This is a genomic window from Streptomyces actuosus, assembly GCF_016921115.1.
In the GTDB taxonomy this organism is placed as follows: domain Bacteria; phylum Actinomycetota; class Actinomycetes; order Streptomycetales; family Streptomycetaceae; genus Streptomyces; species Streptomyces actuosus_A.
Window position 1 is genome coordinate 127476 of record NZ_JAFFZS010000008.1, and the last position, 20530, is coordinate 148005.

19 protein-coding genes and 1 riboswitch are annotated in these 20530 nt (G+C 72.5%); of the genes, 9 read left to right on the forward strand and 10 right to left on the reverse strand.

Features of this window, described 5'->3' with window-relative positions:
- Nucleotides 1-242 precede the first annotated feature (242 nt).
- The 3 genes from JS756_RS13140 to thrC form a co-directional block, all read right to left on the reverse strand.
- Nucleotides 243-446: a cold-shock protein gene (locus JS756_RS13140; RefSeq protein WP_004986573.1), complete on the reverse strand. Its 204-nt coding sequence runs from the start codon at nucleotides 444-446 to the stop codon at nucleotides 243-245.
- 458 nt (nucleotides 447-904) lie between these two features.
- Nucleotides 905-1180, reverse strand: a complete 276-nt coding sequence (locus JS756_RS13145; protein ID WP_205383250.1) for a MoaD/ThiS family protein — start codon at nucleotides 1178-1180, stop codon at nucleotides 905-907.
- Nucleotides 1177-2463: a threonine synthase gene (thrC, locus tag JS756_RS13150; RefSeq protein WP_205383251.1), complete on the reverse strand. Its 1287-nt coding sequence runs from the start codon at nucleotides 2461-2463 to the stop codon at nucleotides 1177-1179. The genes JS756_RS13145 and thrC overlap by 4 nt, the downstream gene beginning before the upstream one ends.
- A gap of 18 nt (nucleotides 2464-2481) precedes the next feature.
- A riboswitch (SAM riboswitch) is annotated at nucleotides 2482-2624 on the reverse strand.
- 159 nt (nucleotides 2625-2783) lie between these two features.
- Between thrC and JS756_RS13155 the strand changes: the two genes are divergently transcribed.
- Together JS756_RS13155 and JS756_RS13160 are read left to right on the forward strand one after the other, a co-directional pair.
- The gene (locus JS756_RS13155) at nucleotides 2784-3728 is read left to right on the forward strand and encodes a glucosyl-3-phosphoglycerate synthase (RefSeq protein ID WP_205383252.1); all 945 of its coding nucleotides are present in this window, start codon (nucleotides 2784-2786) and stop codon (nucleotides 3726-3728) included.
- A 109-nt stretch (nucleotides 3729-3837) separates the two neighbouring features.
- Nucleotides 3838-5232 carry an alpha,alpha-trehalose-phosphate synthase (UDP-forming) gene (locus tag JS756_RS13160; protein ID WP_205383253.1) on the forward strand — a complete coding sequence of 465 codons (1395 nt, stop codon included), beginning with the start codon at nucleotides 3838-3840 and terminating at the stop codon, nucleotides 5230-5232.
- Here the strand turns inward: JS756_RS13160 and otsB are convergent.
- From otsB to JS756_RS13175, 3 genes are all read right to left on the reverse strand, one after another.
- The gene (otsB, locus tag JS756_RS13165; RefSeq protein WP_205383254.1) at nucleotides 5205-6068 is read right to left on the reverse strand and encodes a trehalose-phosphatase; all 864 of its coding nucleotides are present in this window, start codon (nucleotides 6066-6068) and stop codon (nucleotides 5205-5207) included. The genes JS756_RS13160 and otsB overlap by 28 nt on opposite strands.
- Nucleotides 6069-6234: 166 nt before the next feature.
- A complete protein-coding gene (locus JS756_RS13170; RefSeq protein ID WP_205383255.1) occupies nucleotides 6235-6468 on the reverse strand; it encodes a DUF3263 domain-containing protein in 234 nt (77 codons plus the stop codon).
- A 167-nt stretch (nucleotides 6469-6635) separates the two neighbouring features.
- Nucleotides 6636-7853 (reverse strand): ABC transporter substrate-binding protein, encoded by a 1218-nt coding sequence (locus JS756_RS13175; RefSeq protein ID WP_205383372.1) that lies wholly within the window; start codon nucleotides 7851-7853, stop codon nucleotides 6636-6638.
- Nucleotides 7854-8044: 191 nt separating this feature from the next.
- On the opposite strand from JS756_RS13175, the gene JS756_RS13180 reads away from it, so the two are divergent.
- The 3 genes from JS756_RS13180 (at nucleotide 8045) to JS756_RS13190 (ending at nucleotide 11253) form a co-directional block, all read left to right on the forward strand.
- Complete coding sequence (locus JS756_RS13180) at nucleotides 8045-8989, forward strand: ROK family protein (protein WP_205383256.1); 945 nt, start codon at nucleotides 8045-8047, stop codon at nucleotides 8987-8989.
- The gene (gene nagA, locus JS756_RS13185) at nucleotides 8989-10200 is read left to right on the forward strand and encodes an N-acetylglucosamine-6-phosphate deacetylase (protein ID WP_205383257.1); all 1212 of its coding nucleotides are present in this window, start codon (nucleotides 8989-8991) and stop codon (nucleotides 10198-10200) included. Before JS756_RS13180 ends, nagA begins: the two co-directional genes overlap by 1 nt.
- A 123-nt stretch (nucleotides 10201-10323) precedes the next feature.
- Nucleotides 10324-11253, forward strand: coding sequence for a 1-phosphofructokinase family hexose kinase (locus tag JS756_RS13190; protein WP_205383258.1), 930 nt, complete (start codon nucleotides 10324-10326; stop codon nucleotides 11251-11253).
- A gap of 4 nt (nucleotides 11254-11257) precedes the next feature.
- On the opposite strand, the gene JS756_RS13195 is transcribed toward JS756_RS13190, so the two are convergent.
- Together JS756_RS13195 and cdgB are read right to left on the reverse strand one after the other, a co-directional pair.
- Nucleotides 11258-12226, reverse strand: a complete 969-nt coding sequence (locus JS756_RS13195) for a carbohydrate-binding protein (RefSeq protein WP_205383259.1) — start codon at nucleotides 12224-12226, stop codon at nucleotides 11258-11260.
- Nucleotides 12227-12356: 130 nt separating this feature from the next.
- On the reverse strand, nucleotides 12357-14054 hold the full coding sequence (gene cdgB, locus JS756_RS13200) for a diguanylate cyclase CdgB (protein ID WP_205383260.1): 1698 nt from the start codon (nucleotides 14052-14054) through the stop codon (nucleotides 12357-12359).
- 340 nt (nucleotides 14055-14394) lie between these two features.
- Between cdgB and JS756_RS13205 the strand changes: the two genes are divergently transcribed.
- Nucleotides 14395-15003, forward strand: a complete 609-nt coding sequence (locus JS756_RS13205; RefSeq protein WP_205383261.1) for a flavin reductase family protein — start codon at nucleotides 14395-14397, stop codon at nucleotides 15001-15003.
- Nucleotides 15004-15178: 175 nt separating this feature from the next.
- On the opposite strand, the gene JS756_RS13210 is transcribed toward JS756_RS13205, so the two are convergent.
- Both JS756_RS13210 and arfB read right to left on the reverse strand, forming a co-directional pair.
- On the reverse strand, nucleotides 15179-16072 hold the full coding sequence (locus JS756_RS13210; protein ID WP_205383262.1) for a sigma-70 family RNA polymerase sigma factor: 894 nt from the start codon (nucleotides 16070-16072) through the stop codon (nucleotides 15179-15181).
- 103 nt (nucleotides 16073-16175) lie between these two features.
- Nucleotides 16176-16613: an alternative ribosome rescue aminoacyl-tRNA hydrolase ArfB gene (arfB, locus tag JS756_RS13215; RefSeq protein ID WP_205383263.1), complete on the reverse strand. Its 438-nt coding sequence runs from the start codon at nucleotides 16611-16613 to the stop codon at nucleotides 16176-16178.
- 252 nt (nucleotides 16614-16865) lie between these two features.
- Here arfB and JS756_RS13220 point away from each other — a divergent pair, with 252 nt between their 5' ends.
- From JS756_RS13220 to JS756_RS13230, 3 genes are all read left to right on the forward strand, one after another.
- Nucleotides 16866-17441, forward strand: coding sequence for a TerD family protein (locus JS756_RS13220; RefSeq protein ID WP_205383264.1), 576 nt, complete (start codon nucleotides 16866-16868; stop codon nucleotides 17439-17441).
- Between the two features lie 74 nt (nucleotides 17442-17515).
- Complete coding sequence (locus tag JS756_RS13225) at nucleotides 17516-18472, forward strand: bifunctional GNAT family N-acetyltransferase/NUDIX hydrolase (RefSeq protein ID WP_205383265.1); 957 nt, start codon at nucleotides 17516-17518, stop codon at nucleotides 18470-18472.
- 320 nt (nucleotides 18473-18792) lie between these two features.
- Nucleotides 18793-20361 (forward strand): M4 family metallopeptidase, encoded by a 1569-nt coding sequence (locus tag JS756_RS13230; protein ID WP_205383373.1) that lies wholly within the window; start codon nucleotides 18793-18795, stop codon nucleotides 20359-20361.
- Nucleotides 20362-20530 lie beyond the last annotated feature (169 nt).

Here is a 20530-nt window from a genome sequence, read left to right on the forward strand (position 1 = left end):
GTCACTCTCACCTTCAGAGTGCTAACGCCAATGATTAGCACTCGCCCCTGTCGAGTGCAAGCGCCTCCGGGGATCGGGCGGGGCGCTCAGCCACCCGCGAACACCACTCCGGCCGGGCCCGCGAACACCGCTCCGGGCCGGGCCCGCGAGACCCGCGCGGGCGACCTCCCCGGACAGGCCGGGGCGTGCGGGCAGCGCGAAGGGCCCGCACCCAGCGGGTGCGGGCCCTTCGTACTGAATGTTCAGGCGGTGACGCGAACCATGTCGGCCTGCGGACCCTTCTGGCCCTGCGAGATCTCGAACTCGACCCGCTGGCCCTCTTCCAGGGTGCGGTAGCCGTCCATCTGAATCGCGCTGTAGTGGACGAAGACGTCCGCACCACCGTCGACCGCGATGAAGCCGTACCCCTTCTCCGCGTTGAACCACTTGACGGTGCCCTGAGCCATGCCTAACTCCCCTATTACTGGCCCTTGCACAGATCCGCACTTCGCGAATCCGGGTCAGACCTCACCCCCCAGTCGCCGGGGGCGTGCGCCGGAACGCGTCGACCGCGGCTGAATGTATCTGTCCAACTGCCGTCTGCAACAGGTCAATCGGACGAGAATTCTGGACGCACACGGTCCGGAATGTGCGGAGAAATCGGCTGAATTCAGGTCAAGTCGGGCGGGGCAAAAGCCGCAAAAGCGGCGTTTGCGGCGCACAGTTTGGCTGCTTCTTGACGGGCCGACGGCAGGAATCGATGGCTCCCGAACTCTCGGAGCGGGAGCGCGTTCCCCAACTGTACCGTGCTCAATCACGCAGAATTGCCCCCTCCGCTTCTCTCACGGAGGGGGCAATCCGGTGAACTCTTCGTCATATCATTACCGAGGGTAACGAGATGGGGGGCGCGAGGACGCCCGACCGGTCAGCCGCCGGCGACCGCCGGGATGATCGACACGCCCGCACCCTCCGGCGTCGGCGTCTGCAGTCCCTGCTCGAAACGGACGTCGTCGTCGTTCACGTACACGTTGACGAACCGGCGCAGCTTGCCCTGGTCGTCGAGCACCCGGGCGGAGATCCCGGTGTGGTTCTTCTCCAGGTCGGCGATGACCTCGGCGAGGGTCCCGCCCTCGGCGGCGACCTCGGCCCGGCCTTTGGTGTAGGTGCGCAGGATGGTGGGGATGCGGACGGTCACGCTCATGCGAGGCCAGCCTCTCGGAAGGAGTCCAGGTTGGGGCGGATGGTGGCGGTGAGACCGGTGCCGGCCACCGCGTCGAGGGTCTTCAGGCCGTCGCCGGTGTTGAGGACGACGGTGGTCCTCGCCGGGTCGAGGACGCCGTTCTCGATCAGCTTCCTCGTCACGCCGACGGTCACGCCGCCCGCGGTCTCGGCGAAGACGCCCTCGGTGCGGGCCAGCAGCTTGATGGCGTCGACGACCTGCTCGTCCGTGACGTCCTCCACGGCGCCGCCGGTGCGGCGCGCGATGTCCAGGACGTAGGGGCCGTCGGCCGGGTTGCCGATGGCCAGCGACTTGGCGATGGTGTCGGGCTTCTGCGGGCGGACGACGTCGTGGCCGGCCTTGAAGGCGGTCGACACCGGCGAGCAGCCCGCGGCCTGGGCACCGAAGATCTTGTACGGCCGGTCCTCGACCAGGCCCAGCGCGATCAGTTCCTGCAGACCCTTGTCGATCTTCGTGAGCTGCGACCCGGAGGCGATGGGGACGACGATCTGGTCCGGCAACCGCCACCCGAGCTGCTCGCAGACCTCGTACGCGAGCGTCTTGGATCCCTCGGCGTAGTACGGCCGCAGGTTGACGTTGACGAAGCCCCAGCCCTCGCCGGCCGGGTCGCCGATCAGCTCGCTGCAGAAGCGGTTGACGTCGTCGTAGTTGCCCTCGATGCCGACGAGCTCGCCGCCGTAGACGGCGGCCATGACGACCTTGCCCTGCTCCAGGTCGTGGGGGATGAAGACGCAGGAGCGGAATCCGGCGCGGGCCGCCGCGGCGCCCACGGCGCCGGCGAGGTTGCCGGTCGAGGAGCACGACAACGTCGTGAAGCCGAAGGCACGCGCGGCCTCCAGCGCCTGGGCGACGACGCGGTCCTTGAAGGAGTGCGTCGGGTTCCCGGAGTCGTCCTTGACGTACAGCCCGCCGGTCACGCCCAGCTCGCGGGCGAGGTTGTCGGCCTTGACGAGCGGGGTCCAGCCCGGGTTCAGGTTGGGCTTGTCGGCCACGTCCGCGGGGACGGGCAGCAGCGGCGCGTAGCGCCAGATGTTCGCCGGGCCCGCCTCGATGCGCTTGCGCAGCTCGTCGGCGCCGTAGGACGAGAAGTCGTAGGCGATCTCCAGCGGGCCGAAACACTCCTCGCAGGCGAAGAGGGGGCCCAGTGGCACGCGGTGGCCGCACTCGCGACACGAGAGGGCGGCGGCCGGCCCGAGGTCGACGGCGGCGGAGTCGGTGGAGGTTGCAGCAGTCTGCACAGCCATGTGAGGCGAGGCCCTTTCTCCTCATCTTCCTCACGACGCATCTCGCCGTGAGACGGAATTGGCACCTTCCCTGGCCGGGAGCCTCGCGTGAACGAGTCCGGTGATCAGGGGGGTTGCCGGGGCTTCATCGGGCCGTGTCCCTCTGCCCCTCTGGATGAGCGGTATGCGGTTGTGAACGCGTGGTGGCCCCCGACATGCGATGGTCATCAGCGTTGTTCAAGACTGTAACCGAAGGCCAGGACAGTTGAGATAGTCGTCCGAACCGCGAGATGGATCACCCGGTTACCAGGCGTGATCACAACAGTGAGGAGCCGCAGACTGTGCTGGAAGAAGTCGAGCGCTGGCTGAGCACCCGCTCCTGGTCCGTGACCGATCGACCCCTTCACAAGATCCTTGCCGCCAAGCAGCGAACGGGCCGGTCGGTGTCCGTCGTGCTGCCCGCGCTCAACGAGGAGGAGACCGTCGGCGACATCGTCGCCGTGATCCGCCACGACCTCATGCAGCAGGTCCCACTCGTCGACGAGATCGTCGTCGTCGACTCGGGCTCCACCGACCGTACCTCCGCCGTGGCCGCCGCGGCGGGCGCCCGGGTCGTCCACCGCGACGCCATCCTGCCGCGCATCCCGGCCGCGCCCGGCAAGGGCGAGGTGCTCTGGCGCTCGCTGCTGGTCACCCGCGGGGACATCGTCTGCTTCATCGACGCCGACCTGAGGGAGTTCTCCTCCGACTTCGTCTCCGGCATCGTCGGCCCGCTGCTCACCGACCCCGGCATCGACCTGGTCAAGGGCATGTACGACCGTCCGCTGGGCGGCGCGGCCGGGCAGGGCGGCCGGGTCACCGAGCTGATGGCGCGCCCGCTGCTCAACATGCACTGGCCGCAGCTGGCCGGATTCGTGCAGCCCCTGGGCGGCGAGTACGCCGCCCGCCGCAGCCTCCTCGAACAGCTCCCCTTCCCCGTCGGGTACGGCGTGGAGCTGGGCATGCTGGTCGACTCCCTGCACCTGGTGGGCCTCGACGCGCTCGCCCAGGTGGACGTCGGGGTGCGCAAGCACCGCCACCAGGACGGTCAGGCGCTGGGCCGGATGGCGGCGGCCATCTACCGCACCGCCCAGCTGCGCCTGGCCCGCGGCCACCTGATCCGGCCCGCCCTCACCCAGTTCGAACGCGGCGAGGACGGGTTCGAGCCGCGCACCTACTCGGTGGACACCGAGGAGCGCCCACCGATGATCGAGATCGCCGAGTACGCGTCGCGCAAGGTGGCGTAGCGACTCCGGAGAGCATCGAGATCCGCCGGTTGTATACGGGATTGCCCGCATGGCCGGCGTGACTCATCCGTACGTTTGAGCGTTTCCGGGCCGGGCTAGGTTGAGGGCTATGGCTTCCACGGACGGTGCTGAGGTACTGGTCGCGTCCAATCGCGGCCCGGTTTCGTATCAGGTGCGTGAGGACGGCTCGCTGACCGCCCGGCGCGGCGGCGGCGGGCTCGTGTCGGGTCTGTCGGCGATCGGGCCGGAGACGGGCGCCCTCTGGGTCTGCTCGGCCCTGTCCGACGGGGATCGCGAGGCGGTGCGGCGCGGGGTCGGCGAGCCGGGCGTACGCATGCTGGACATTCCGGCGGACGTCCACGCCGACGCCTACAACGGCGTCGCCAACTCCGTCCTCTGGTTCGTCCACCACCTCCTCTACCAGACGCCGCTGGAGCCGGTCTTCGACGCGGAGTTCCGGCGGCAGTGGGCGTCGTACGAGGCGTACAACCGGGCCTTCGCCGAGGCGCTGGCCGAGGAGGCCGCCGAGGGCGCGGCGGTCGTGGTGCAGGACTACCACCTGACACTGGTCCCCGGGATGCTCCGCGCCCTGCGCCCGGACCTGCGCATCGGCCATTTCTCCCACACCCCCTGGGCGCCGCCCGAGTACTTCCGGATCCTGCCCGACGACATCGCGCGGCAGCTGCTGGCGGGCATGCTCGGAGCGGACCGGCTCGGCTTCCTCACCCAGCGGTGGGCGCGGGCGTTCCGCGCGTGCTGCGAGGAGTTCGCGGGCGGGCTCGGCACGACGCGCGTCGGCGTGCACGGGCTGGGCGCGGACGCGGACTTCCTGCGCCGCCGCGCCCACGAGGACGACGTCGCCGACCGGATGGCGTCGCTGCGCGAGGAGATCGGGGCGGGCCGCAGGACCGTCGTCCGCGTCGACCGCACGGAGCTGTCGAAGAACATCGTGCGCGGCCTGCTGGCCTACGGCCGGCTCCTCGACGACCACCCCGAGTGGCGCGAACGGGTCGTGCACGTCGCCTTCGCCTACCCCTCCCGCCAGGACCTGGCGGTCTACCGCGACTACACCGCCGAGGTGCAGCGTGTGGCGGCGGAGATCAACGAGCGGTACGGCACCCCGGGCTGGACCCCGGTCGTGCTCCATGTGAAGGACGACTTCGCGCGCTCCCTGGCCGCCTACCGGCTGGCGGACGTGGCCCTGGTCAACCCCATCCGCGACGGCATGAACCTGGTCGCCAAGGAGGTGCCGGTCGTCTCCGACGAGGGCTGCGCGCTGGTGCTGTCCCGCGAGGCCGGGGCCTACGAGGAACTGGGCGAGGACGCCATCGGCGTCAACCCCTACGACGTCGTCGACACCGCACGGGCCCTGCACGAGGCGCTGACCATGCCGGCCGGGGAACGGTCGGAGCGGGCCAAGCGGCTGGCGGCAGCGGCGACGGCGCTGCCGCCCGCGCAGTGGTTCCTGGAGCAGCTTCAGGCGCTGCGGGCCGAGCCGAGCTGAGCGGCGAGAGCCGCCAGCAACCGTACGACGCCCTCGGGACCGTCGACCACCAGGTCGGCCCGGTCGGTCAACTCGGTGACCTCGGCGCTCCCGCTGCACACCAGCAGGCCCGGCACGCCGTCGGACCGCAGCTTCTCCACGGCGGCGAAGGCGGGGATGTCGCCGAGGTCGTCGCCGGCGTAGAGAACGCCCTCGGCGCCCACGCCGCGGAGGTACTCGGTGAGCGCCACGCCCTTGTCCGTGCCCGGCGGGCGCAGCTCCAGCACCAGGCGGCCGGGTTCGACGACGAGGCCGTGCCGGCCCGCGAGGGCGGTGAGGGGGGCCCGCAGGGCCTCGAACGCGCCCTGGGGGTCGGCGGCCCGCCGGGTGTGCACGGCGACGGCCCGGCCCTTCTCCTCGATCCAGGTGCCCTGCCAGGCGCCGACGGAGTCCAGGACGCCCGGCAGCTCGGCTCGGACCGCGGCGACGCCGGGATGGGGCGGAGGGGCGGAGATCTCCCCGGTCGCGGCGTCCCAGCGTTCGGCGCCGTAGTGGCCGAGGACGACGAGATGCTCCAGGCCGGGCACACCGGCGAAACCGCCGTGGCGGACGGCCACGCCGGCGGGCCGGCCGGTGATCACGGCGACGGCGGCGACGTGCGGGGCGAGCGCCGCGAGCGCGGGGACCGCGTCGGGGTGGGCGCGGGCCTGGTCGGGGTCGGGGACGATCGGCGCGAGGGTGCCGTCGAAGTCGAGGGCGACGACGGCCTTTCCGGGCCGTGCGAGCAGGGCGCTCAGCCCGTCGCGGCCGGCCCGGGTGGTAGGAGTCGGGAGCTCGTCTGCATGGTGACTGCCCATGCGCTGACCCTATCCGGCACAGGCCCCGCCGAACCGGCCCGCGGCCCAGGCGGCCCAGGCGGCCCGGGCCCGGCCGGCCCGTCGGCGCCGCTCCCCCGCGGGCGGATCCGCCCGCGGGTGGCACGCCCTCCCGCCGGGCCGTGCGGGGCCCCGAGGCGCGGCGGGGTCATCGTTCCTCGCGGCGTGCCTCCCGCACCCGGCGGAGCCGGTTCACCGTCACCGGGTCGTGGGCCAGCGCGCGCTCGTCGTCGAGAAGGGCGTTGAGCAGCTGGTAGTAGCGGACGGGCGACAGGCCGAGCTCCTCGCGGACGGCCCGCTCCTTGGCGCCCGGTCCGGGGAAGGCCCGGCGTTCCAGGGCGAGGACGGCCCGTTCCGTCGCCCCCAGTCGTTCCTGCTCCATGGGCCGCACCGTAGCGCGGCCCGGTGACAGGGCGCTCCCGCCACCCGCCGCGGCGCGGCACTGCCCGTCGACGGTCCCGGCGCCGCCCCCGCGGGCGCCCGGCTCCCGCCACGCGTCCCTGCTCTCCTCTGCTCTCCCCTGCTCCCCCTGCTCCTCCCCGCTCCTCCCTACTCCGCGCTCTGCGCGGCCGTCGCTGCGGCCTGGAGCTGGTGCAGCACGGCGGAGGGGCTCGCGCCGGAGGACACGGAGGAGCCGATCCGCTTCTTGATGTAGGCACTCACCGACGACCAGGAGGTCTTGCCCACGGGGTACAGCTCGGACAGGGGCAGTTGCTCCAGGAACGGCTCCAGGTCCTGGTCGGCCGGGGTCGACGTCATCACCGCGGACGCGGAGGTGGTGACCGGCAGCAGGTCGTACTCGCGGGAGAAGGCGAGGACGTTCTTGTCGTTGTAGACGAAGTCCAGGAAGGCGCCGACCTGCTCGCGGTGCTGGTTCTGCTTGAAGGCCATCATCCAGTCGGCGACGCCCATCACCGACCGGCTGGGACCGTTCACGCCCGGCATCGGCACCATGCCGAACTCGACGCCCTTCTTCTCGGCCGTCTTCATCAGCGACGGATGACCGTTGAGCATGCCCACGTCGCCGTCGGCGAAGGCGGCGAAGGCGTCGGCTCGATCGAGGCTGCCCGGGGCGACCGGGCCGGTCAGGTTTTTGCCGACGAGTTCGTCCTTCAGCCAGGTGAACGTCTCGACGTTCTGCTGGGTGTCGATGCTGTACGAGCCGATGGTGTCGGTGTAGCCGCCTCCGCCGCTGAGCAGCCACTGCATCGTCTCGGCCTGCGCCTCCTCGGGGCCGAGCGGCAGCGCGTACGGGTACTTCACGCCGTCCGCCTTCAGCGCCGCGGCGTCGTCGGCCAGCTCGGCCCACGTGGTCGGCGGGGTGAGGCCGGCCTTCTCGAACAGCGCCTTGTTGTAGAACAGCAGCCGCGTCGACGCGGCGAACGGCATGCCGTACTGCTGCCCGTGCACCTGCCCCGCCTCCACGAGCTGGGAGGCGAAGTCGGCCTGCGTGGGGATGGAGAGCACCTGGTCGGCCGGGTAGAGCAGCCCCTTGTCCGCGAAGTCGGCGTACGCGCCGATCTGCGCCATGTCGGGGGCCTGGCCGGCGTCGACCATCTCCTCGACCTTGCGGTCGACGTCGTTCCAGGAGTAGACGCTCACCTCGATCCGCACCCCGGGGTGCTGGGCCTCGTACGCCTCGACGAGGTCGTCCCAGTACTTCCGGGTGGTGTGGGACTTGCTGTCGCCGTAGTCGGCGGCGACCAGTGTGAGGGTCACGTCGCCGGAGCCGCCGGTGAGGCCGCAGCCGCCCAGGAGCACCGTCATGCCCAGCGCGGACCCCGCCGCGATCGCCGTCGTCGTTCGGCGCTGCCGCCGCCGCACTGTCCTGTTCCCCACTGCTCGCCGCCCCATGGCCCGCCGTTCAGCTTCCGCTCGCCCATTCCGATTAACGGATTATGGTCTACACCATGCAAGTGGACTAGACCTCTTGTGGGTCCTCGGTCCACACTGTCCCCGTGAGACATGTCATCGCGCTGGATGTGGGCGGCACCGGGATGAAGGCCGCCCTGGTCGGGGCGGACGGCGAGCTGCTCCACGAGGCCCGCCGACCGACCGGACGCGACCGCGGACCGGATGCGGTGGTCGACGCCGTCCTCGGCTTCGCCGCCGAACTGCGCGCCCTGGGCGAGCAGCGGCTCGGGGAGCCCGCGAGCGCGGCCGGCGTCGCCGTCCCCGGCATCGTCGACGAACGGCACGGCGTCGCCGCCTACTCGGCCAACCTCGGCTGGCGCGACGTACCGCTGCGCGGCCTGCTGGCGGAGCGGCTCGGCCGCATCCCGGTCGCGCTGGGCCACGACGTGCGCGCGGGCGGACTCGCCGAGGGCCGCATCGGCGCGGGCCGGGGCGCCGACCGCTTCCTCTTCGTCCCCCTCGGCACCGGCATCGCGGGCGCGATCGGCATCGGCGGCCGGGTGGAGGCCGGCGCCCACGGCTTCGCGGGCGAGATCGGCCACGTCGTCGTCCGCCCCGGTGGCGTCCCGTGCCCGTGCGGCCAGCGCGGCTGCCTGGAGCGGTACGCCTCGGCGGCGGCCGTCACCGAGGCCTGGGCGTCCGCCGCCGGCGACCCGGCGGCGGACGCCGCCCACTGCGCGAAGGCCGTCGCGTCCGGTGACCCGAACGCCGTCCGGATCTGGCAGGAGGCCGTCGACGCCCTCGCCGACGGCCTGGTCACCGCGCTCACTCTGCTGGACCCCGGCGTGATCGTCATCGGTGGCGGACTCGCCGAGGCCGGGGAAACCTTGTTCACACCGCTGCGGGACGCCGTCCGGCGGCGGGTCACCTTCCAGAAGCTGCCGCCCGTCGTCCCGGCGGCTCTCGGGGACACGGCCGGATGCCTGGGTGCGGGCCTTCTGGCCTGGGATCTCCTCGACACCACCGACCGCAAGGAGGAAACGGCCTGATGGCAACCGCCCCAGGGGCGCGGGCAACTGCGCGAGAGACCACCGGTGTCCCGCAGCCCGCAGCGGACAGCACCCCCCTGATCCTGTCCGGCGCGAACGTCGTCCTGCCCAGCGGCACCGTCACCGCCGGCCGGGTGGTCGTGGACGGCACCCGCATCGCCGCCACCGCCCCGGACGACGCGCGGGTCCTCGACGTACGGGGCCACTGGCTGGTCCCCGGGTTCGTCGACCTGCACAACCACGGCGGCGGCGGCGCCTCCTTCACCTCGGGCACCGTCGAGGAGGTCCTCGCCGGCATCGAGACGCACCGACGGCACGGCACCACCACCCTCGTCGCCTCCACCGTCACCGGCGACATGGACTTCCTCACCCACCGCGCCGGGCTGCTGAGCGAACTGGCCGAGCAGGGCGACATCGCGGGCATCCACTTCGAGGGGCCGTTCATCTCGCCGTGCCGCAAGGGCGCACACTCCGAGGAACTGCTGCGCGACCCGGACCCGGCCGAGGTGCGCAAGCTGATCGACGCGGCGCGCGGGCACGCCAGGATGGTCACCCTCGCCACCGAACTGCCGGGCGGCACCGACTCGGTCCGGCTCCTCGCCGAGCACGGCGTGATCGCAGCGATCGGGCACACCGACGCCACGTACGAGCAGACCGTGGAGGCGATCGAGGCGGGCGCCACGGTCGCCACCCACCTGTTCAACGCGATGCCGGCCCTCGGCCACCGCGCCCCCGGCCCGATCGCGGCACTGCTCCAGGACGAGCGGGTCACCGTCGAGCTGATCAACGACGGGGTCCATCTGCATCCGGCCGCCCTGGAGCTGGCGTTCCGTCACAAGGGCGCGCGGCGGGTGGCGTTCATCACCGACGCGATGGACGCGGCCGGCTTCGGCGACGGCCGCTACATGCTCGGCCCGCTGGAGGTCGAGGTCGCCGGTGGCGTCGCCCGACTGGTGGAGGGCGGCTCCATCGCGGGGTCGACGCTCACCCTGGACCGTGCCTTCAAGCGGGCGGTGACGGTCGATCGGCTGCCGGTCGAGGACGCGGTGGCGGCCCTGTCGGCCAACCCGGCCCGGCTGCTCGGCCTGTCCGACCGCGTCGGCTCCCTGGAGCCCGGCAGGGACGCCGACCTGGTCCTGCTGGACGGCGCCTTCGACGTGCGGGGCGTGATGCGGCGCGGGCTCTGGGTGGTTGCCCCCGAACTGGGCTGATTCATCCGCCCGTCGAGAGACGGTGGCCGACCCGGGGGCTGGGCCGACCGCCGTCTCTTTGGCATGATCGGGCCTGGCGGAAGCCACACCAGCACGCGCAATTCCCGGGGGAGGTCGGCCCAGGTGATCCTCACGGTCACGCTGAACACCGCTCTCGACATCACCTATCGGGTGCGGTCCCTGCGCCCGCACGCCGCCCACCGGGTCTCCGCCGTCACGGAGCGGCCGGGCGGCAAGGGCCTCAACGTGGCGCGGGTGCTGTCCGCCCTGGGCCACGACGTGACGGTCACCGGCTTCACGGGCGGCACCACCGGGCGCGTCGTCCAGGAGCAGCTCACGGCGACGCCCGGGGTCGTCGACGCCCTGGTGCCGGTCGCGGGCGCGACGCGCCGCACGATCGCCGTCGTGGACGAGCGGTCCGGGGACACCACGCAGCTCAACGAGCCCGGCCCGGCGATCACACCGGGCGAGTGGTCCGCCTTCCAGGAGGTCTACCGGGAGTTGCTGGCAACGGCCGCGGCGGTCGCCCTGTGCGGCAGCCTGCCGCCGGGCGTGCCGGTCGGCGCGTACGCGGGCCTGGTCCGCACGGCCCGGGCCGCGGGCGTCCCCGTCCTGTTGGACACCGGTGGGGAGCCGCTGCGCCGCGCGGTGGCGGCCCGACCGGACCTGATCAAGCCGAACGCCGACGAGCTGGCCGAGCTGACCGGCTCCCACGAGCCGGTCCGCGCCACGCGGGACGCCCGCCGCCGCGGCGCCCGCACGGTGGTGGCCTCCCTCGGCGCCGAGGGCCTCCTCGCGGCCACGCCGGAGGGGCACTGGCACGCCGTCCCGCCGTCCCGGCTGCGGGGCAACCCGACCGGCGCCGGCGATTCCGCGGTCGCCGGCCTGCTGTCGGGCCTGGTCGAGCGTCTGCCGTGGCCGGACCGCCTGGCCCGCGCGGTCGCCCTGTCGGCGGCGACGGTGGCGGCCCCGGCGGCCGGCGAGTTCGACCGCGGCACGTACGACCGGCTGCTGGGGCAGGTCGCCGTGACGCCGGAGGCCAGCGCGGCCTGAGGGGCTACTTCTTGACCTGCCCGGGCTTCAGCCAGAACTGGTCCAGGAGCACGTTGCACTTGTCGCCGTCCGCGCAGGAGAGCGAGATCGTGTTGGTGCCCTTGGCCAGCGTCGGCCACGCGAAGGTCTGCGTCCAGCCCTTGGCGAAGTCGCCGTCGGCTGCGTGCGTGAAGTTGCCCAGGTTCAGCTTGCTGCCGAACTCCTTGCCGTTGACGGTGAGCGTCATCGACTGGTCCTCGCCGGTCGCGCTGAAACGCGCGAAGAGGGTGTAGACGCCGTCCTGGGGGATGTCGTTCACCGTCCAGGTCACCGAGGAGCCGACCTGGTCGAGGTTGCCGACGTAGATGCCGCCGTCGGACTGGGCGCCCTGGACGTCGGAGGCCAGCGCGGCGCTGCCGCCCAGGCGGAGCGCCTTGGCCGCGATGGTCGGCAGCGGGGCGTCGGGCTCCGCGCTGGTGCTCGCCGACGGGCTGGAGTCGCTGCTCTGCGCCTGGGACCGGGTCGGGGCGGCCTGGCCGCCGCCCTTGTTCCCGCCGGAGTCGCCGTTCATCATGGCGACGCTGATGCCGATCACGACCGCCGCGACCACGGCCACCGCGCCGATCAGCAGGCCCTTGGTGTTGGGGCCGCGGTCCCGGCCGGAGCCGCCGGAGCGCCCGCCCTGCTGCTGCGGGCCGGCGGGGGCACCGCCGGGAAGCGTCTCGGGGGCGGCGTAGTGCGGGTGCGGACGGCCGTACCCGCCCTGCTGCGGCGGTACCTGGCCGTGCGGAGGAGCCGGCTGCTGGCCGGGCGGGGCGGACGGCGGCTGCTGGCCGTACTGGCGCTCCCCGACCGTGCGCACCCTGCTGACCGCGTTGGGGTAGCCGTAACCGCTGGAGGGCGGCTGGGCGCCTTTGGCCTGACCGTCGGCGTAGAGGTAGCCGAACGGGTCGTCGTCCTCGGGCGTGCCAGAGCCGTTGTTGCCGGGCGTCATCCCTTCGTACTCCTCAACAGGTGCGGGGCGGATGCGGTCGTGCGTCGATAGGTGTGGCAGAGGGCGAGCCTACCCGCTTCCGTGGGCCCGAACGGGTGACCCGGACCGCATCAACTCGCTGACCTGGGCATCATCCCGCACGTCTGTGTTGTTTGGGACGAGATCGTTTCTCGACGTACATGCGTTCGTCGGCAGACTTGAGCACTTCGTCGGCCGTCATGCCGCAATGCGCCCACCCGATGCCGAAGCTGGCGCCCACGCGCATGGCCCGGCCCTCGGCGCGGATCGGCTGGATGATCTCGCTGCGCAGCCGTACGGCGAGGTCCTGGGCGTCGGCCCGGCCGAGCCCGTCGGCGAGTATGACGAACTCGTCACCACCGAGCCGGGCGACCGTGTCGCCGTCGCGGACCCCGCGCGAGAGGCGGCGCGCGACCTCGATGAGGACCGCGTCGCCCGCGTTGTGCCCGAACCGGTCGTTGATCGACTTGAAGCCGTCGAGGTCACAGAAGAGCACGGCGAGACCCTTGGTGCCGTCGTCCCGGTCGCTCTCGGGGGCGACGGTGTGCACGTGGTGGTCATAGGCGTCGTAGGGCTCCGCGCCGGGCCGGAGGTCGAAGCCGTGGCCGCCGGTGTCGTAGGCGGCCGGGTGCGCGTAGGCGGCGTCCTGAGGCTCGTGCGCCTCGAAGGACTCGTACGCCTCGTAGGCGTCCACGGCGGCCGGGTGCGCGGCCTGGGGCCGGCGGCACAGGCGGGAGGCGAGGCGGGAGCGCAGCTCGGCGGAGTTCGGCAGGCCGGTGAGCGAGTCGTGGGAGGCACGGTGGGCGAGCTGGAGCTCGCGGCGCTTGCGCTCCTCTATGTCCTCGACGTGGGTGAGGAGGAAGCGGGGACCGTCGGCGGTGTCGGCGACCACGGAGTTCCGCAGGCTCACCCAGACGTACGTCCCGTCCCGGCGGCCGAGCCGCAGCTCCGCCCGGCCGCCCTCGGCGGAGGTGCGCAGCAGGGTGCCTATGTCCTCGGGGTGGACGAGGTCGGAGAAGGAGTAGCGGCGCATCGCGGACGAGGGGCGCCCGAGCAGCCGGCACAGGGCGTCGTTGGTGCGCAGGATCCGCCCGTGCTGCTCGCCCCCCATCTCGGCGATGGCCATGCCGGAGGGGGCGTACTCGAAGGCCTGCCGGAAGCTCTCCTCGCTGGCCCGCAGCGCCTGCTGCTCGCGCTCCAGGCGGACCAGGGCCCGCTGCATGTTGCTGCGCAGCCGGGCGTTGCTGACGGCGATGGCCGCCTGGAAGGCGTACATCTGGAGGGCCTCGCGGCCCCAGGCGCCGGGCAGGCGGCCGTTGCGCGGCCGGTCCACGGACAGGACGCCGATCAGCTCGCCGTGCGGGTTGCCCTGGCCGCCGGGGGCGTACATGGGGGCGAAGAGGCGGTCGGAGGGGTGCCACTCGTCCTCGAAGCGGGGGGCGGGCCCGTCGGTGTACCACTGCGGTACGTCGTCGTCGTCGAGGACCCAGCCCTCGGTGTGGGGGATGAACACCAGGTCGCCCCAGGTCTCGCCCATGCTCAGCCGGCGCTCCCAGGACGCGCGGGAGCCGACCCGGCCGGTGATGAGGGCCTCGGCGGCGGCGTTCCCGGCGAAGGCGGCGACGACGAGGTCGCCGTCCGGCCGTACGAGGTTGACGCACGCCAGCTCGTAGCCGAGGGCGGTGACGACGCCGTCCGCGACGGTCTGCAGCGTGTCGGCCAGGCTGCGTGCGGTGTTCATGTCCGCCATGGCCTGGTGCAGCTGCCGCAGGGACGCAAGACGGACGTAGGGCTCCGACTCGGTCTCCATGCTCGCCCTCCCCCCGAGACCTCGCAGCGAATCAAAGGGTCGTGTATCGGCGTACTGTCCTCGAAGTGTGATTGCAGCGTCTCCGCCACTGAATCACAGCGCGCTGCCCACTCGGTACACAGGGTCAACAATTAATGCCTCTTGTGACCCAAGTCACAGCAAAACATGAACAATTGAGTGCAGTTTCTGTGTTTTTCCCGTGTGCCAAATGAACAAGCCCTTCGCGAGTATGCGGCACGCGGCGGACTTTGGGGGGCGGCAGTTCCTCCGGGAGTCCTAGGTCCCGCCTCGGGCCGGGGACCGATGTGTGCGCCGCGCAGCGGAGACTAGCGTTTCCGGCGTGCTGAAGACTCCCCCCGGCTTTTCCTCTCCCTCCCTCCCGGCCCCGCCTTCTCCCTCCCTTTCCCTGCCACCCGGGCATGCTGAGGGGGTGACCGCCGACGAGTTCCGTGCCGCCCTGTCCCGGCTGGCCTCCGGCGTGGTCCTGGTGACCGCGCAGGAGCCGCCGCTCGACCCCGACGACCCGCAGGCCCCGCTGGGCGAGGACGTCGGCATGACGGCCACCGGGTTCATGTCGGTCTCCCTGGACCCGCCGCTCGTCCTGGTCAGCCTGCGCACCGGCGCCCGCATGGACGACCTGCTCGCCGAGCAGCCCCTGTGGGCGGTCTCCGTCCTCTCCGAGAGCCAGCGCCACATCGCGGGCCGCTTCGCCATGAAGGGCCGCATCAGCGACCGCCTCCTGTTCGAGGACATCCCCTACGTACGCGGCGAGGCAGCCGGCGCCCCGCTGGTCGGCGGCGCGCTGGCCGCCCTGGAGTGCCGCACCGAGCAGCGCGTGCCTGCCGGCGACCACACCCTGGTCGTCGGCCGGGTCCTGACCGCGAGGGTGCCCAGCGCCGGCGGCGGGCCCCTGACCTACTTCAAGGGGCGGTACCGGCAGCTGAGGTGACCGGGCGTACGGGACGGGACGGCGACCGCTCCGGATCCGGCAGCGGATCGCCCCGGACCCGCCCTGGGCAGGTCGGGCGAGGCCCACCGCGGTTCGGCAGCACGCCGCAGGGGCGCGGGCAACTGCGCGACCGGCCACGACGGCGCCGCGGCCGGCGGCACGTCCGGCGGAGCGCTCAGACCTGTTCCGGCCCCGCCCCGAAGGCGTCCGGGACGGGCCGGATGTCGATGCGTGCGAGTCGCTGCCGATCGAGCACGACCTCGATGACCGCGATGCGGTCGCGGACGAAGGTGAAGGCCAGCGCGCGCTCGGGCCGTCCGTCGGCCGGGACGACGAGGCCGGGACGGCCGTCGACCAGCGCCGGCCGCGCGACTCCGGCGAGCCGGGCGTACGTCATGGCCCCGGCGGCCACCGCCGCCGCCCCCGCGTTCACCCCGGCCTCCGTGCGGGCCACCACGTCCGGGTCGAGGACCCGCAGCAGCCCCTCGAAGTCGCCGTCCCGCGCGGCCGTCAGGAACGCCTCCACGACCCGCCACCGCCGGGCCGGGTCCACCTCCGGCTCCGGGGCGCCCTGCACCCGCCGCCGGGCCCGGCTGGCCAGCTGGCGGGCCGCCGCGGGGGTGCGGCCGAGGATCGCCGAGACCTCCTCGAACGGCACGGCGAACAGGTCGTGCAGCACGAACGCGAGCCGTTCGGCGGGGGTGAGCGTGTCCAGGACCACAAGGAGGGCGGCACCGACCGAGTCGGCGAGCAGGGCGTCCTGCTCGGGGCCGGCGCCGGCCTCGGCGAGGGGTGCCGCCGAGGTGGTGTCGAGCGGCTCCTCGGCCCGCGAGCTGCGCGAACGCAGCATGTCGAGGCAGACCCTGCCGACCACGGTGGTCAGCCAGCCGCCGAGGTTGTCGATGCGCCCGGCGTCGGAGCGCCCGAGCCGGATCCACGCCTCCTGCACGGCGTCCTCGGCCTCCGCGGCGGAGCCGAGCATCCGGTGGGCGACGGCCCGCAACCGGTCGCGGTGCCCCTCGAACTGCCGGACCAGAAGCTCGTTCCCGTCCCACGCGTGCCCGGTCATCCGTTCCCAGCCTCTCGTCGGTCCCCGTCGGTGCAAGCCGTCACCGACAAGACGGACGCGGGGCGGAGAATGTGACAGGGGGCGCCCGCGCGCCCCGGGCGGCTCAGCCCCAGTCCCGCCCGGACCGGCCCCGCTTCACGTCGGCGCGCTGCTTCTTCTCCCGCAGCCGCCGCTCGTTGATACCGCGTGGGATGCGGGTCGGCCGGCGCGGCTTGGGCGGGGGCGCAGTCGCCTCGGCCAGCAGCGCGGCCAGGCGCACGGCGGCGGTCTCGCGGTTGCGCCACTGGGAGCGGTGCTCCGAGGCCCGTACGGAGACGACGCCGTCGACCAGGCGCGGGGCGAGCCGCTGGAGGGCGCGCTGCTTCCACACCTCGGGCAGGGCGTCGGTGCCGCCCAGGTCGAACCGGAGTTCCACCTGCGAGTCGGTGGTGTTGACGTGCTGTCCGCCGGGCCCCGACGACCGCGAGAAGCGCCACATCAGCTCGGCCTCGGGGAGCGCGACGGAGCCGCGGATGACATAGGGACCGGACATGCCGTCCATGGTCGCGCCCCGACCCGGTCCGCGTCACCCCGATTTCGGCGGCGGTTCCGAGGACGCTGCGGGTCCGGCGGATGCCACGGGACCGGGAACGCCGTGCAGCCCGCGGATGCCGTCGAGCCGCACCGCGAGCGTGCCCGCGTCACCCCGGAAGGTAAAGAAAGTAAAGCCACGCGGAACCTGCGGCACCCCTCTCGGCGTTCTTACCGGTAGCTGTAGCTTCATGCCGTACGCATTCGAGGGAAAGGACTCCCCATGGCTGTAAGCCTGTCCAAGGGTGGCAACGTCTCGCTCACCAAGGAGGCTCCGGGCCTGACCGCCGTCACCGTGGGCCTCGGCTGGGACGTCCGCACCACGACCGGCACGGACTTCGACCTCGACGCCTCCGCGATCGCGGTGAACGGGCAGGGCAGGGTCTACTCCGACCAGCACTTCGTCTTCTTCAACAACAAGCAGACCCCGGACAACTCGATCGTCCACACCGGCGACAACCTCACGGGCGAGGGCGCGGGCGACGACGAGGCGATCAACGTCAACCTGGCCGCCCTGCCGGCCGACATCGACAAGGTCGTCTTCCCGGTCTCCATCTACGACGCCGAGAACCGCGGCCAGAACTTCGGCCAGGTCCGCAACGCCTACATCCGGATCGTGAACCAGGCCGGCGGTACCGAGATCGCGCGCTACGACCTCTCCGAGGACGCCGCGACCGAGACCGCCATGGTCTTCGGCGAGCTGTACCGCAACGGCGCGGAGTGGAAGTTCCGCGCCGTCGGCCAGGGCTACGCCTCGGGCCTGGTCGGCATCGCCCAGGACTTCGGCGTCAACGTCTGAGGACGTCGCGGCAGCAGAGCCCCCGGCCGGACATCCGCCGGGGGCTCCTCGGTCCCCCGCGTCACCGCGCCCGGATGATCCTCGGCCCCCTCCGCCCCGCCCCCGGCCGGCCCGTCCCGGCCCCCCTGCTCACCGAACTCACCGCCCTGTACGCGGGCCGGCGCGACTTCCATGCGCTCAGCGGCGACTTCCCCGACCCGGACGACATCCGGGAGGAGCAGGTGGCCTCCGCGCTCGCGGACGAGGCCGCGCACCCGGACGCCGAGGTGCTGCTGGCCCGCAGCGGCGGCAGGCTCGTCGGGATCGCGATCACCCTGGCCCGCCACCCCGACCCCGCCGATCCCGACCCGTGGATCGGCCTGCTGATGATCGACGCGGCCGTGGAGCGGCGCGGGTACGGACGGCGGCTCGCCGCCGCTCTGGAGGACCGCTTCCGCGCCGCCGGACGGACCGGAGTGCGGCTGGCCGTCCTGGAGAACCACCCCGCGGCCCTGGCCTTCTGGACGGCCCTGGGCTTCGAGGTCATCGGTCACCGCCCGGACCGGCAGCTGGGCCGCCCCTGCGCGGTGCTGCGCAAGCCGCTGCCGCGCTTGCGCACTCCGCGCCGCGCCGCCCGCGTCGCCGTGGTCGATCCCGACGGGGCCGTGTTCCTCCTCCGCTACGACAACGTCGAGGTCGGCGTCCACTGGGCGCTGCCCGGCGGCGGCCTGGAGGCCGGCGAGAGCCCGCGCGAGGGCGCGCTGCGCGAACTGCGGGAGGAGACCGGCTGGACGGACCTGGAGCCCGGCCCGCTGCTGTGCACCTGGGAACACGACGTCACGCACGGCGGCGTTCCCGTCCACCGGCACGAGCACGTGTACGTCACCTGCGGCCCGCGCCGCGAACCCGTCGGCCCCCGGCTGACGGCCGCGCACGCCGCCGACGGGATCCTCACCTGGCGCTGGTGGTCCCGCGAGGAACTCTCCGCCGCTCCCGAACCGCTATGGCCTCCGGACCTGGCGCGACTGCTCGACGAACGGCGCGCATTCTGACCGCACGGGCGGATCTGCTTTTCGGGTGTGACATTCGACGGCCCAACTTCGCTGAATAGAAAGACAAGTTGACGGGGTTTCAGCCGTCCGAATACCGGATCCGCAGCACCGCCATTCGGAAACGAACACGTAAAATCTTGACTGCGCTCTGTCAAACGAACGGTGCAAGTGCCACTCTCTCCTCACTCGCCGCCAACTCTGTGCCCCACCTGAGTCTCGACCACGAGGCCAGCGACCTAGGAGACCGAGTGAGACAGCAGTCCCCCCGCATCGCCCGTACCACCACACTCCGCGCCGCCGCCCTGATCGGCTCGGCGGCGATGGTGGTCCTCGCCCTGCAGAACGGCGCCGCCACCGCGGCTCCCCAGCAGCGCACTCCCTCCACTCCCCTCACCCTCTCCCCCTCCGCCCGCGCGGCGGCGCTGCAGTCGGCCCAGGACGCCGCCGGTGCCACCGCCCGGCAACTGGGTCTGGGCAGCCAGGAGAAGCTCGTCGTCCGGGACGTCGTCAAGGACGCCGACGGCACCGTCCACACCCGCTACGAGCGCACCTACGCCGGGCTTCCCGTCCTCGGCGGCGACCTGGTGACCCACACCAAGGGCGGCGCGCTCAAGAGCACCAGCAAGGCCACCACGGTCCGGATCTCCGTGCCGTCGACCAACGCGGCGATACCGGTCACCGCCGCCAAGTCCGGCGCGCTGAAGGCCGCCGCCGCCGAGCACGGCTCCGCCGCCGAGGCCACCGCCTCCAGCGCCCGCAAGGTCGTCTGGGCCGCCGGCGCCAAGCCCGTCCTCGCCTACGAGACCGTGGTCAAGGGCTTCCAGCACGACGGCACCCCGAGCGAGGTGCACGTCGTCACCGACGCCACCAGCGGCAAGGAGCTGTACTCCTACGAGGCCGTCGAGACGGGCATCGGCACCAGCGAGTTCAGCGGCACGGTCACCCTGGGCACCACCGCCTCCGCCTCCGGCGGTTACGACCTCGTCGACGGCGGACGCGGCGGCCACAAGACGTACGACCTCAACGGCGGCACGAACGGCACCGGCACCCTCTTCCACGACGCCGACGACGACTGGGGCGACGGCACCGTCTCCAACCGTCAGACCGCCGCGGTGGACGCCGCCTACGGCGCCCAGGTCACCTGGGACTTCTACAAGAACGCCTTCAACCGCACCGGCATCCGCGGCGACGGCAAGGCCGCCTACTCCCGCGTCCACTACGGCAACGCCTACGTCAACGCCTTCTGGTCGGACTCGTGCTTCTGCATGACCTACGGCGACGGCGCGAACAACACCCAGCCGCTGACCTCGCTCGACGTGGCCGGCCACGAGATGAGCCACGGCCTGACCGCCGCCACCGCCGGCCTCAACTACCGCCGCGAGTCCGGCGGTCTGAACGAGGCGACGTCCGACATCCTCGGCACCTCGGTGGAGTTCTACGCGAACAACTCCTCCGACGTCGGCGACTACCTCATCGGCGAGAAGATCGACATCAACGGCGACGGCACCCCGCTGCGCTACATGGACAAGCCCAGCAAGGACGGCGGCTCCGCCGACTACTGGTCCAGGAGCGTCGGCCGCCTCGACGTCCACTACTCGTCCGGCGTCGCCAACCACTTCTTCTACCTGCTGTCCGAGGGCAGCGGCGCGAAGACCGTCAACGGCGTGGGCTACAACTCACCCACCTACGACGGCTCCACCGTCACCGGCATCGGCCGGGACAAGGCCGTCCAGATCTGGTACCGCGCGCTGACCACGTACTTCACCTCCACGACCGACTACGCGGACGCCCGCGTCGCCACCCTGCAGGCCGCCGCCGACCTGTACGGGTCGGGCGGCGCGGAGTACGCGGCGGTCGCGGCGGCCTGGAAGGCGGTCAACGTCAACTAGTGCCGCACCAGGCGACGTCCGCCCTGTCACGACGCGCGGCGCACTCCCCCGCTGCCCAAGCGTGGGAGGTGCCCCACCCGGCGTACCGGACGCAAGCCCGAGTACGCCCGGTACGAGGGCTTCCGGCCGGCGCACCGGGAGCACGCACCGGACGCCGCTCCTCGACGGG